This is a genomic window from Enterococcus sp. AZ011, from assembly GCF_050548355.1.
Taxonomy (GTDB): Bacteria; Bacillota; Bacilli; order Lactobacillales; family Enterococcaceae; genus Enterococcus; species Enterococcus faecalis.
Genome location: NZ_CP172959.1, coordinates 141,020 through 152,677, shown reverse-complemented (window position 1 = coordinate 152,677; position 11,658 = coordinate 141,020). Strand labels below are relative to the sequence as shown.

Here is an 11,658-nt window from a genome sequence, read left to right as displayed (position 1 = left end):
TGACTTTCTGCTGCCACTTTACGCGACAGACAGAGAGGATCTTACCAACGATAATGAGCAAATGCGCGGTTTGCGTCTGCCATTTTGTGTGTGTCTTCGCGTTTTTTAACAGAAGCGCCAGTGTTGTTAGCAGCATCCATGATTTCTTTCGCTAGACGTTCTTCCATTGTGTGTTCACCACGTAGACGTGCGTAGTTAACTACCCAACGTAAACCTAAAGTTGTACGACGTTCTGGACGAACTTCAACTGGTACTTGGTAGTTAGAACCCCCAACACGACGTGCTTTAACTTCAAGAACAGGCATAACGTTTTTCATTGCTTGTTCAAAAACTTCCAATGGATCGTTACCTGTAGATTCTTTGATGATATCAAATGAATTATAGATAATGTTAGCAGCAATCCCGCGTTTACCGTCAACCATTACACGGTTGATTAAGCGAGTTACTAATTTTGAGTTATAAATTGGATCTGGTAAAACATCACGTTTTGCAACAGGACCTTTACGAGGCATCCGTAACTCCTCCTTCCGAAATATGATTTTTCAAGTTGTTATTGTCTTATTATAATTAAGCTTTAGGACGTTTTGTACCGTATTTAGAGCGGCTTTGTTTACGGTCGTTAACACCGGCAGTATCAAGCGCACCACGAACGATATGGTAACGTACCCCTGGTAAGTCTTTTACACGTCCACCACGTAATAATACCACGCTGTGTTCTTGTAAGTTGTGACCGATACCTGGGATATAAGCTGTAACTTCGATTAAGTTTGACAAACGAACACGGGCATATTTACGTAAAGCTGAGTTCGGTTTTTTAGGTGTCATCGTACCCACACGTGTACAAACTCCACGTTTTTGCGGAGAGTTAACGTTTGTTTGAGTTTTCTTAAAACTGTTATATCCTTTGTTTAAGGCTGGTGAATCAGATTTTTCTACTTTAGATTTACGAGGTTTACGTACTAATTGGTTAATTGTAGGCATTCCTTGTTCTCCTCCTTCCTTACTTCGCTTCTAGTTCCACACATCCAGGTGGTTCTTTTTTCGCGATAAAAAATAATGCAATCTCTGCACTCTTTATCAAATATGCTTTGATAGACAGTCAGCACGTCCCTATAAGGAACCTGTAGATAAAGCACCTTTGTTAGGATACCACGATAAGTATCAGCTGTCAACCCTCTTCTTTCGCCTTTCGAAAAAAAGCTTTTCCTTCTATTTAAACGTACTTTTCCTTTAAAAATTTTTATGACTTTTTCAAAAACTTTCTATCTTTTTTAGTTAAATAACGGTACAATATCTTTGACTATTGAAGGGGGCGGAAAACAGCGATGAATCTGAAACAAATGGTAGGAATCGAAGCTGCAAAATATGTAGAAGACGGCATGATTGTCGGTTTGGGTACTGGCTCAACAGCAAAATTTATGGTAGACGAAATTGGTCGTCGCGTAAAAGAAGAAGGATTGTCAATCGTAGGGGTTACTACTTCAAAAGAAACAGAGAAACAAGCCTTGGCCTTGGGCATTCCTTTAAAAAGTATTGATGAGGTTCCGTATGTGGATCTTACGATTGATGGCGCCGATGAAATCAGCGCTGATTTTCAAGGAATCAAAGGCGGTGGCGCTGCCTTACTTTTTGAAAAAATTGTGGCCACTTATTCAAAGAAATGTATTTGGATTGTGGATAAATCAAAAATGGTGGACGATTTAGGGGCTTTCCCACTTCCTGTTGAGGTTGTCCCTTATGGCAGCTGCCAACTAGTGCATTTATTTAAAGAAAAAGGCTATCACCCAGCACTTCGTCTAAACGCTGCTGGCGAAACATTAATAACAGATGGAGGCCACCATATCATCGATTTGCATTTAGAAAAAATTACAGATCCAGAAGCTTTAGGTTCTTATTTAGACAACTTGGTTGGCGTCGTTGAACACGGCTTATTTTTAAATATGGTTTCTATGGTAATCGTCGGTTATGAAGATGGACCGAAAACCTTACATGTTCCCGCACGTTAAGAATGTGTGAAAAAAGATTATTTATATAGGAAGGATAATATATGAAACGAATTGGTTATGCACGCACAACTATTATTGAAGACGATTTAAAAAATCAACTAACCACTCTCCAATCGTTTGGTTGTGATGATATTTTCCAAGAGACATTTGATCCTCAAGCGGAGATCAGTGTCTTAGACGAAGTCGAAAAACTTCTTTCTGCTGGGGATACACTTATTGTTTGTAAATTGCACCATTTAGGTAAAACAACCCGCCAATTAACAGACTTTATGAAAATGTTAAAGGAAAAACAAGTTGATTTTGTCAGCATTTCAGAAGGAATTGATACTCACCTTCCAACAGGTGAAGCCTATTTCCAATTAATGGAGAGCTTATCTGCGATGGAATGTGCACTAATTAAAGAACGAACACTCGTTGGGCTCCACAAAGCTCGTGAAAACGGAAAAGTAGGTGGACGTCCAAAAATCGATGGACGCACCGTCCGCAAAATCCGTGCATTATATTACGAAAACAAAGAAACCATCCAGTTTATTTCTAATAAATGCGGCGTTTCGGTGGGCACTTGTTATAAGTACATCAATTTACCTGAAACAGATGTCGAACGGCTGTATTCCTAAGAATAAAAAAGAAGTCCTTCAGATGGGGCTTCTTTTTTGATTCGATTTCACTCTAATTTTTCAGCAACTTTCACGTTTTTTTACTATTTTCCATTGGAAATCTTGCGCAAAACGGTGTACAATAAACGTGGAAATCTTATTTTCAGAAAACTAAACTCAAAGGAGAGCTTATACATGCCAAAATTAGTTTTTTCTCGTCATGGACTTAGCGAATGGAATGCCTTAAACCAATTTACTGGATGGGCTGACGTAGATTTAGCACCTGAAGGTGTTGAAGAAGCAAAAGAAGGCGGCCGTAAAATTAAAGAAGCAGGCATCGAATTCGACGTTGCTTATACTTCTGTTTTAACTCGTGCCATCAAAACTTGTAACTATTTACTAGAATACTCAGATCAATTATGGGTGCCTCAAATCAAATCTTGGCGCTTAAACGAACGTCACTATGGTAAATTACAAGGACTAAACAAAAAAGAAACTGCTGAAAAATACGGAGACGAACAAGTCCACATCTGGCGTCGTTCTTACGATACTCTTCCTCCATTAATGGAAGCAACAGATGAAGGTTCTGCAGCAAACGACCGTCGTTATGCAATGTTAGACCAACGCGATATTCCTGGTGGCGAAAACTTGAAAGTTACTTTGGAACGTGCATTACCATTCTGGCAAGATGAAATTGCGCCAGCTTTAAAAGACAACAAAACTGTCTTAGTAGCGGCTCATGGTAATTCATTACGTGCTTTAGCTAAACACATCGAAGGCATTTCTGATGAAGATATTATGGATCTTGAAATCCCAACAGGTAAACCATTAGTTTATGAATTAAACGATGATTTAACTGTGAAAGAAAAATACTACTTATAAGAACTTGTTTCTTATTAACAAAAGCGGTTTGCCAAGGCAAACCGCTTTTTTATGGATTAAATAAATTGACTTTCGGTTAAACAATCTTTATAAATCGCTACTATATCCGCTGCATCCAATGGTACATAAGCCTTTTCGGCAATTGCACTATGGTCCACAGCTTGTTGTGCCATTTCTTCAAATTTATCTGCTTCGATGCCAACTTCTGGTAATGTCATTGGAATGCCACAAGCCACAAAGTAATCATACAATGCTTGAATACCTTTTTTCGCTGCTACTTCCTCTTCTTGTTCGACTATTCCCCACACATTTCGAGCAAACTGTGCAAACTTGCCTACGGTTTGTTCAGACAAAACGTAATTCATCCAACGAGGCGTTAAAATTGCTAAGCCAATCCCATGCGTAATGTCATAAAACGCACTTAATTCATGTTCCATTGGGTGACAAGACCAAACACCTTGTTTGCCGCGCCCTGTTAAGCCATTTAAGGCTAAACTACTTGCCCACATTAAATTAGCACGTGCATCATAATCTTCTGGATTTTCTAAAGCAATAGGACAATTTTTGATAACCGTTCGCATTAAGCCTTCTGACACAAAATCTTGGACGTCTGTGCCTGTCGAAATACTAAAATAGTTTTCAATCAAATGACTGAAAATATCCGCTGAGCCAGCTGCTGTTTGATTTTGAGGAACCGTAAAAGTATTCGTTGGATCCAAGAACGAAACTTTTGGAATCATATTCGGACCACCAAAGCCTAATTTTTGATTGGTTTCTAAGTTAGAAATGACAGCACCTGCGTTCATTTCACTACCTGTTGCTGCTAAAGTCAAGATAGTCACGATTGGTAAAGCAGGACCAGTATACCCTTTTCTGGCTGCAATAACTGTCCAGATATCTTCTTCCGAATAAAAGCCCGCAGCTATTGCTTTGGAACAGTCAATGGTTGAACCACCGCCAACTGCTAAAATAACATCGACTTGGTTTTCTTTACACAACTCAATTCCTTTTCTAACGGTTTCAATGCGCGGGTTTGGTTCGACACCGCTCAACTCAATCAGTGTATGCCCGTTTTTTTGGGCCAAATCAGTAATTTGTTGGTACAAGCCATTACGTTTGATACTACCGCCACCATAAACAAGTAAGACATTTTTGCCAAATTGATCTAACACAGCAGGTAATTCGTCTAAACGATCTTTCCCAAAACGGATGTCTGTTGGTACATAAAAATTAAAGTTTTCCATTCTTTCATCCTCCATTCAATGCTCTTACGCATTTATCATACTATTTTTTCAAAAATCCGCCAATAAAAAAGCCGAGCAAATGACAGTTGCTTTCACAACGACCGATTGACCCAGCTTTTGATTCTTTTTTATAACGAATCGCTTGTTTTGATTAACAAATAAAGAAAATAAGGCGCACCGATGATCGCAACAATAATCCCTGCAGGCATTTCTCCATTGCCAGGCAATAGCCGACCAATCGTATCACTAACCAATAAAAGTAAACTCCCAAACAACGCCGCCAATGGCAATACCTGTTTTTGTTGCGTAAAACCACATTTGCGAGCAATATGTGGCGCAAGTAAACCTAAAAAATTAATTCCCCCTGTAACGGAAATCGCTGAAGCCGCCAACATCACCGCTAACAGCAACGAAACGATTCGTTCTTTTTTCACAGCAATACCTACAGAAATAGCTGTTTCGTCCCCCAATTGTAAAATATCCAACAGACGATGACGCTTCATCGCAAAAAAGAACCCAATGACTAGCCAAGGCAACAAAGCGCCCACAAAGAACCAATTACTGCCCCAGATACTGCCTGCTTGCCACATTGTAACAAAACGGTACTTTTCAGTGTCAATTTTTGATGTAATTAATAAGGTGAGTGCTGAAATACCCGTACTCAAAATGACACCCGCTAAGACCATTCGAACTGGCGTCAATCCTAAACGATGATGATACGCGATTACTAAAATCCCAACAGCCGCTAGCAAGCCGCCAACTAAGGCCACGAGCGGAAGTGCAAACATCGTGATACTTGTCGTTTCAATAAAACTAATAAACAAAATCACTGCCAAACCCGCACCCGCATTAATGCCTAAAATCCCAGTATCTGCCAACGGATTCCGAGTAATCCCTTGAAGAATAGCGCCGCTTAAGCCTAAAGCTGCGCCCGCTAGGACCGCAAGCACAATCCGTGGTAACCGAAAATCCCAAACTAACAGTTGTTTGGCCTGACTTCCCTGTCCCAAAAGAAGAGCTTTTAAATCCATGAAGGAAACAGATAATTCCCCTTGCGTTAAACTGATACAAGCAGTTAGGATAATCCCAACTATTAAGATAGCCACCCAACGGGACACTTTTTTCTGTGTCATCCTAGTTGCCCTCCTTTACGAAATAAATAAAGAAAGAATGGGATGCCAATTAAGGCCGTGATAATCCCAAATGGTGTTTCAAAAGGCGGATTCACCATTCGAGCGATTAAATCTGCCACCAAAACGAGGAGCGCACCACCTAACGCCGAGAACGGAATCAAGCGCCGGTAATTTTCTCCAGAAACTGTTCGCATCACATGAGGCACCACCAAACCAACAAAACTGACCGAGCCAACTAGCGCCACAGACAATCCTGATAAAAGCAAAATCGTTATACTGGCAAACAACCGAATACGCTGCGGATTTCGCCCCAAACCAATTGTTGCATCATCGCCAAACCGTAAAATAGTCACCGACGGACTAATCAGAATTGCTAATGCAAATGCGCCCAGAAAGATAGGGACGACTATTTTTAATTGTGCCCAAGAAATAACGCTGACACCGCCAAGAAACCAAAACGTTAACTCTTGACTCAAATTGAACTGAATGGCTAAGAATTGACTAAATGATAAAAAAAGGGCACTAATACCAGCTCCCACTAAGGTCAGACGCATGGGGCTTGCTCCTCGAATTGAATGATTAGAAAGATAATAAATCAGTGCCACACTCACGCCGGCACCAAGAAAAGAAACAACTAAAAGCCACCAATAACTTGCCTGAGGGAGGAAAGCAAAAACAAGCGCCAAGCCCAAGCCAGCCCCAGCATTGATACCCAGCAAGCCAGAATCTGCCAATGGATTTTGTGTAATCCCTTGCGCTAACGCCCCACTCACCGCTAAACTTGCCCCCACAAAAGCGGCCCCTAAAATCCGCGGCAACCGAACCGTTTGGATGACTTGATGCGCTTGATTGGTCGCATCGAAGTGCGTAAATGAATCAATAATCGTTTGAATCGAAACCGACGTCGCACCAAACATCAATGACAGAAGCATTGTCCCAATTAGCAAAAAAAGACAGACAAGTAACACTTGCCATTGGTGTCTATAAAATCCGCTTATGCCTTTCATCCATCCAGCTCCATTTCCATCAACTCATAAGAAAGTACTAGTGGCCGCTGTGTCTGACTATGATAACTAATTTCTGCTTGAATAGCGAAAACATCTGCCAAGCCAGTAACAGTAATCACTTCTTGCGGCGTTCCCTCATTGATAATCTTTCCCTCTTTCATCGCAATCACGCGATCAGAAAAACGAGAAGCTAAATTAATATCATGAATCGTCATCACGATAGTTTTCTGATGTTCTTGATTAATTCGTTTTAACACATTTAAAATTTCTAGCTGATGCGCTGGATCCAAATAGGTGGTCGGTTCATCTAAAATTAAAATATCTGTATCCTGCACTAGCGCCATAGCAATCCAAACCCGTTGACGTTGTCCACCTGATAAAATTGCCACAGACTCTCTAGCTAACTCAGTTAAGCCTGTTAATTCTAATGCCCATTGTATGTACTCTTGATCTTCTGTGGTGACACTTTTCCAGCCCGATTGATAAGGATATCGCCCGAAAGAGACGAGGTCAAAAACAGATAAATCGATTGTATTTTCTGGCGTTTGTGATAAGATCGCTAGTTCTTGTGCTACTTCTTTTGAAGAAAAATGTTGAAGTTCTTGGTTCTTAATGAACACCTTGCCTTTCTCAGCTGGCAAAATACGCGCAAGTGTTTTTAACAAGGTCGATTTGCCACAACCATTTGGTCCAATAATACTTGTAATAGTTCCCGCTTCAAATGAACAGTTCAGCGCTTCACTAATCACTTGACGACCATATCCTGTAGTTAAGTCCTCTGCCTCTAAATAATTCATAACCATTCCTCTTTAATTTTTCTGTCGTTATTTTACATTTATTGAGAATCGTTCTCACTCATTGTTCCTTGATTATAAAAGACCCTTCCTTAAAAAGCAATGTTTCTTCCAATCAAAAAAAAAACGAATTATCTAAAAAATGCAACTTATTTGCTCAAAAAAACAAGCGATGATTGACAAACGGTCGTTTTTAACTGATAATGAGAATCGTTATCAACTAAAAATAAAGGAGTTACACAATGAAACTTTTAAAAAAGACGGTCCTAATTGGTACCACCCTTCTTCTTGGTTCATTCTTACTCGCAGCTTGTGGTAATACGAATAAAGAAGCCAACAACGCTGACAAAACACATGAAGTAACAGATACCTTAGGCAATAAAGTAACCGTCCCCGCGAAACCCAAACGGATTATTGCGAGTTATTTAGAAGATTATCTAGTTGCATTAGGAGAAAAACCAGTGGCACAATGGACAGTTGGACAAGGCAGCATTCAAAATTATTTAGCGAAAGAATTGAAAGATGTCCCCACTATTTCCTATGACTTACCATATGAAGCGGTTCTAAAATTTGAACCTGACTTATTATTAATCAGTTCATCTGCTCTAGTTGAAGGCGGTAAATACAAAGAATACAGTAAAATTGCGCCAACTTATGTAGTCAAAAACGGCGAAAATGTCACTTGGCGTGATCAATTGGAAGATATTGCCACTGTTTTAGATAAAAAAGAACAAGCGAAAAAAGTGTTAGAAGATTATGATACCTTAACCAAAGGCGTCCAAGAAGACCTTGGCAAAAAAGATGCTGGCAAATCTGCGGCAGTCTTATGGGTAACCAACAACCAAGTCTTTATGGTTAGCGATAATCGCTCAAGCGGAACCGTGCTCTATCAGGACTTAGGCCTCCAAGTTCCAAAATTAGTGGAAGAAATTTCTAAAAACGCTACTGCGGATTGGAATCAAGTTTCTTTAGAAAAATTAGCTGAGCTTGACGCAGACCACATTTTCCTTGTAAACAGCGATGAATCAGCACCTCTTTTCCAAGAAGCAATTTGGAAGAACTTACCTGCTGTGAAAAATAACCAAGTTCATACCTATGATAAAAAAAGTAGTTGGTTATACAACGGACCTATTGCGAATACTCAAATTGTTGAAGATGTAAAAAAAGCGCTCTTAAATTAAAAAAAATGCTTGGATGAAAATAATCATCCAAGCATTTTTTTTAATTAGCAATTGCCGTTTCTAAACCAACTTCAATCATTTCATTAAACGTCGTTTGGCGTTCTTCTGCCGTTGTTTCTTCGCCTGTCACCAAGCTATCACTCACCGTCATAATCGCCAATGCTTCTACATCAAATTTTGCTGCTAAATAATATAACATTGCCGCTTCCATTTCAATCGCTAATACCCCGTATCGACCTAAACGAAAGACATCATCTAAGCTATCTTTGTAAAAAACATCATCTGACAATACGTTACCAACATGGGTAGTAAAGCCTTTTGATTTAGCAATTTCGTAAGATTTGAGTAAAAGATCAAAGCTCGCAATTTGTGGAAAATCATATTTAGGAAAATCATTGCGAATCGCGGAAGAAGGCGTCGCTGCTGCTTGTGCGATAACTAATTCACGAACGTTGACTTTTTCTGAAATAGAACCACACGTACCAACACGAATTAACTTCTTCACATCGTAAGAGTTAATTAACTCATGGGCATAAATACCTGCTGAAGGCATCCCCATCCCTGTTCCTTGGACCGAAACACGCTGTCCCTTATACGTTCCTGTGTAACCTAACATCCCACGAACTTGATTATAGCAGACAGGATTCTCCAAAAAAGTTTCCGCAATATATTTTGCTCGGAGGGGATCCCCTGGTAGTAAAATTTTATCGGCAATTTCACCTGGTTTTGCTTCGATATGCACACTCATTCTGGTTTACTCCTTTTTTATAAAGCTGCTAGTGTTGCTTTCACTAACTCTTTGAATTGTCCTTTAACGCGTTCAGTTGTTTCAACTACTTCTGCATGATTTAAGCTACTTTGCATACCAGCTGCTAAATTCGTAATACAAGAGATGCCTAGTACTTTCATGCCACTATGCACAGCTACAATGACCTCCGAAACAGTTGACATGCCAACTGCATCCGCACCCATCGTCCGTGACATCCGAATTTCTGCAGGCGTTTCATATGTCGGGCCAGAAAAGCCCATATACACGCCTTCTTTTAAATCAATATTTTGTTCCGCAGCCACTTTTTTTGCCACTTCCCGATATTCTTGCGTGTAAGCATGACTCATATCTGGAAAACGCGGCCCGATTTCTTCATCATTTTCACCAATTAACGGATTATCGCCTGTAAAATTAATGTGGTCATTGATTAACATCAAATTCCCTGGTGTATATGTTTCATTTACGCCACCAGCTGCGTTGGTTACAATCATTGAATGAATACCTAAAGCAGCCATCACACGAACGGGATAAGTGACCGTTTGCATCGAATGTCCTTCATAATAATGAAAACGTCCTTGCATCGCCAAAACTTTTTTTCCAGAAAGCGTTCCGTAAACTAATTGTCCAGCATGTCCAACGACTGTTGAAACAGAAAAATGGGGAATTTCAGAGAAAGGAATAGCAATCGCATCGGTTATTTCATTAGCTAATTCACCTAACCCTGAACCTAAGATTAGACCGAAGTCTGCTTGTTGCACCCCTTTTTCTTTCAAAAACTCAGTTGTTTCGTTTAAATGATTCGTTAACGTTGTCATGTGTTGCCTCCTCGAATTATTGTAATTGATTTAAAAAGCTTTGACCGTTTTCCGTTGCAGGAACTTCAAAGTTTTCAGCAATCGTTGCTGAAATATCTGAATAAAATCCTTGTGGCAAGCTGCCTTGTTTTGTCATTTTTTTACTATAAGCCAATAAAGGTACATATTCACGTGTGTGGTCTGTTCCTGGGAAAGTTGGATCATTCCCATGATCTGCTGTAATTAAAAGCAAATCATCTTCGGCCATAGCTGCCATAATCTCTGGCAAACGACCATCAAAATCTTCGATGGCTTTTGCATAGCCCTTTACATCACGACGGTGGCCATACAGCGCATCGAAATCCACTAAGTTAGTAAAACTTAAACCTGTGAACTCTTTGTTCATGACCGTTAATAATTGATCCACCCCATCCATATTGCTCTTCGTGCGGATAGCTTCAGTAATTCCTTGTCCATTAAAGATGTCGTTAATTTTCCCAACAGCGATCACATCATTGCCGTTTTCTTTCAACGAATCTAAAACAGTATGGCCAAAAGGATCTAAAGCATAGTCATGACGGTTACTGGTTCGAGTGAAATTACCTGGTTCACCAACATACGGGCGAGCGATAATCCGACCAATCATATAAGGTTCGTCTTTCGTAATGTCACGAACATATTGACAAATTTTATACAATTCTTCTAATGGAATAATGTCTTCATGCGCCGCAATTTGTAAAACAGGGTCTGCTGAAGTATAAACGATTAGATCCCCAGTTTTCATTTGATGTTCGCCATAATCATCAATGACCGCTGTCCCGCTATATGGTTTGTTACAAACAACTTTTCGCCCAGAAAAATCTTCAATTTGTTTCAGTAATTCTTCAGGAAAGCCGTTTGGGAATACCCGAAAAGGTTTTTTGATGTTCAAGCCCATAATTTCCCAGTGACCGGTCATAGTATCTTTTCCAACAGAAATTTCTTCTAATTTGGTGACATAGCCATCGTGGTCTGCCACTGCTTTGACACCTGTTAAAGGAGCAATAGTTCCCAATCCAAGTTTTTCTAAATGAGGAATGGTTAGTCCCGCTTCTTTGGCAATATGACCCAGTGTATCACTGCCGACATCCCCAAATTTTTCAGCATCTGGTGCTTCACCAATACCGACTGAATCTAGTACGATTAAATGAACACGTTTAAACACACTTGCTTCCTCCTCTAAGGTCGTAAATACGTCAAGAATGACAATTAT

The 11,658-nt window shown here is 39.9% G+C and carries 13 protein-coding genes; 4 read left to right on the top strand and 9 right to left on the bottom strand.

The genetic code is table 11. The annotated features are described in order from the left end of the window. Positions 1–41: 41 nt before the first annotated feature. Complete coding sequence (rpsG, locus tag IGL36_RS00675) at positions 42–512, bottom strand: 30S ribosomal protein S7 (protein ID WP_002356191.1); 471 nt, start codon at positions 510–512, stop codon at positions 42–44. A gap of 55 nt (positions 513–567) precedes the next feature. Further along, complete coding sequence (rpsL, locus tag IGL36_RS00670) at positions 568–981, bottom strand: 30S ribosomal protein S12 (protein WP_002356190.1); 414 nt, start codon at positions 979–981, stop codon at positions 568–570. Between the two features lie 344 nt (positions 982–1,325). Here rpsL and rpiA point away from each other — a divergent pair, with 344 nt between their 5' ends. The 3 genes from rpiA (at position 1,326) to gpmA (ending at position 3,484) form a co-directional block, all read left to right on the top strand. Next, entirely contained in the window at positions 1,326–2,006 is a 681-nt protein-coding gene (gene rpiA, locus IGL36_RS00665; RefSeq protein ID WP_002364531.1) for a ribose-5-phosphate isomerase RpiA, read from the top strand. Between the two features lie 41 nt (positions 2,007–2,047). After that, complete coding sequence (locus IGL36_RS00660) at positions 2,048–2,623, top strand: recombinase family protein (protein WP_002356188.1); 576 nt, start codon at positions 2,048–2,050, stop codon at positions 2,621–2,623. A 174-nt stretch (positions 2,624–2,797) separates the two neighbouring features. Continuing rightward, positions 2,798–3,484, top strand: a complete 687-nt coding sequence (gene gpmA, locus IGL36_RS00655) for a 2,3-diphosphoglycerate-dependent phosphoglycerate mutase (protein WP_002359343.1) — start codon at positions 2,798–2,800, stop codon at positions 3,482–3,484. Positions 3,485–3,540: 56 nt separating this feature from the next. Here the strand turns inward: gpmA and IGL36_RS00650 are convergent, their stop codons facing one another. The 4 genes from IGL36_RS00650 to IGL36_RS00635 form a co-directional block, all read right to left on the bottom strand. After that, positions 3,541–4,728, bottom strand: coding sequence for an iron-containing alcohol dehydrogenase (locus IGL36_RS00650; RefSeq protein WP_002356186.1), 1,188 nt, complete (start codon positions 4,726–4,728; stop codon positions 3,541–3,543). A 128-nt stretch (positions 4,729–4,856) separates the two neighbouring features. Then, positions 4,857–5,861 carry a FecCD family ABC transporter permease gene (locus IGL36_RS00645; protein WP_002364533.1) on the bottom strand — a complete coding sequence of 335 codons (1,005 nt, stop codon included), beginning with the start codon at positions 5,859–5,861 and terminating at the stop codon, positions 4,857–4,859. Continuing rightward, on the bottom strand, positions 5,858–6,868 hold the full coding sequence (locus tag IGL36_RS00640) for a FecCD family ABC transporter permease (protein ID WP_002397668.1): 1,011 nt from the start codon (positions 6,866–6,868) through the stop codon (positions 5,858–5,860). The genes IGL36_RS00645 and IGL36_RS00640 overlap by 4 nt, the downstream gene beginning before the upstream one ends. Next, the gene (locus IGL36_RS00635) at positions 6,865–7,671 is read right to left on the bottom strand and encodes an ABC transporter ATP-binding protein (RefSeq protein WP_002356183.1); all 807 of its coding nucleotides are present in this window, start codon (positions 7,669–7,671) and stop codon (positions 6,865–6,867) included. Before IGL36_RS00635 ends, IGL36_RS00640 begins: the two co-directional genes overlap by 4 nt. Before the next feature lie 233 nt (positions 7,672–7,904). Between IGL36_RS00635 and IGL36_RS00630 the strand changes: the two genes are divergently transcribed. Then, positions 7,905–8,843 carry an iron-hydroxamate ABC transporter substrate-binding protein gene (locus IGL36_RS00630; RefSeq protein ID WP_002397669.1) on the top strand — a complete coding sequence of 313 codons (939 nt, stop codon included), beginning with the start codon at positions 7,905–7,907 and terminating at the stop codon, positions 8,841–8,843. 40 nt (positions 8,844–8,883) lie between these two features. Here IGL36_RS00630 and deoD read toward each other — a convergent pair whose 3' ends face one another. The 3 genes from deoD to deoB are packed head-to-tail and all read right to left on the bottom strand — an operon-like array spanning position 8,884 to position 11,610. Next, on the bottom strand, positions 8,884–9,591 hold the full coding sequence (deoD, locus tag IGL36_RS00625) for a purine-nucleoside phosphorylase (RefSeq protein WP_002397670.1): 708 nt from the start codon (positions 9,589–9,591) through the stop codon (positions 8,884–8,886). A 17-nt stretch (positions 9,592–9,608) separates the two neighbouring features. Further along, a complete protein-coding gene (locus IGL36_RS00620) occupies positions 9,609–10,427 on the bottom strand; it encodes a purine-nucleoside phosphorylase (protein WP_002356180.1) in 819 nt (272 codons plus the stop codon). A 16-nt stretch (positions 10,428–10,443) separates the two neighbouring features. Next, positions 10,444–11,610, bottom strand: a complete 1,167-nt coding sequence (gene deoB / locus IGL36_RS00615; RefSeq protein ID WP_002397671.1) for a phosphopentomutase — start codon at positions 11,608–11,610, stop codon at positions 10,444–10,446. Positions 11,611–11,658: the final 48 nt, after the last annotated feature.